2 protein-coding genes are annotated in these 1,031 nt (G+C 74.9%); both read right to left on the bottom strand.

The annotated features are described in order from the left end of the window. Positions 1-316 (bottom strand): ATP-binding cassette domain-containing protein (locus tag JGS39_RS39905; RefSeq protein WP_219574643.1); only part of this gene is annotated, 316 nt, incomplete at its 3' end. Beyond that, positions 313-1,031 (bottom strand): ABC transporter permease (locus JGS39_RS39900; RefSeq protein ID WP_219574642.1); only part of this gene is annotated, 719 nt, incomplete at its 5' end. The genes JGS39_RS39900 and JGS39_RS39905, both read right to left, overlap by 4 nt.

The following is a 1,031-nucleotide window of genomic DNA, read 5'->3' as shown; positions in this document are numbered from 1 at the left end:
CGCCGAGCAGGGCGCCGGTCCGGCGGGCGGGGTTGAGTACGGTGGCCGGGTGCTGCGGGACGTACCCGATCAGTCCGTCCGCGACGCGCACGTCCCCCGTCACTCGTGCGCCTGGCGGGTACTCGCCGAGCAGGGCGCGCCCCGTGGTCGTCTTGCCGCTGCCCGATGCTCCGAGCAGCGCGATGATCCGCCCGGGCAGCACCCGCAGGCTGACGCCGTCGACGATCGCCCGCCCGCCGGTCTCCACGCGCAGTTCCTCGATCACGGCGACGGGTTCCGTCCCACCGGCCGTCCGGGGCTGTGCGGCCGTGTTCATACGTGCTTCTCCTTGGCGCCGGGGCGTGCCGGCGCGGCGTCGGCGAGCAGGTTTCCGCCCATGGTGAGCGCGACGATCAGCAGGGCCGGGACCACCACCGCCCACGGCTGGACGAACAGCCCGGCGCGGTTGCGGTCCACCATCACGGCCCAGTCGGCGGCGTCCGGGGCCACCCCGACGCCGAGGAACGCCGCCGTGGCCACGAGGTACAGGGCCCCCGTCAGGCGGAGGCCCGCGTCGGCGGCGAGGGTACGGGCGACCGATCTGCCGACATGGCCGAAGGCCATCCGCGCCCAGCTCTCGCCCTGCATGCGGAGCGCCTCGACCGCCGGACGCGAGGCGGCCTCCGCCCCTGCGGCGCGGACGATCCTGGCCGCGTCCGGAATGTTGACGAGTGCCACGAGAAGGGCGAGGCCGGCCGGTCCCGGTGCGACGGCGGCGGCCACCAGCAGAATCATCAGGAGTGACGGTACGGAGAGCAGCACGTCCAGCGGTCGCATCAGCAGCTCCTCCACCCACCTGCGGCGGGTGAGGGCGCAGACGAACCCGGCCGGCAGCGCCACCGCATAGGCGAGTGCCGTCGAGGCGAGCGCGACGAGGACCACCGACCGGCCGCCCAGCAACACCTGCCTGCCGACGTCGCGGCCGATGAAGTCCGTGCCGAGCCGGTGCCCGTCGCCGGTGGTCAGCGACGTCCCTCGCGGCCCGGCGTCCC

It is taken from the genome of Streptomyces poriferorum (assembly GCF_019399235.1).
Classification (GTDB): Bacteria; Actinomycetota; Actinomycetes; order Streptomycetales; family Streptomycetaceae; genus Streptomyces; species Streptomyces poriferorum.
The sequence above is the reverse complement of the archived record's forward strand: the minus strand, read 5'-3'. Positions and strand labels throughout refer to the sequence as shown.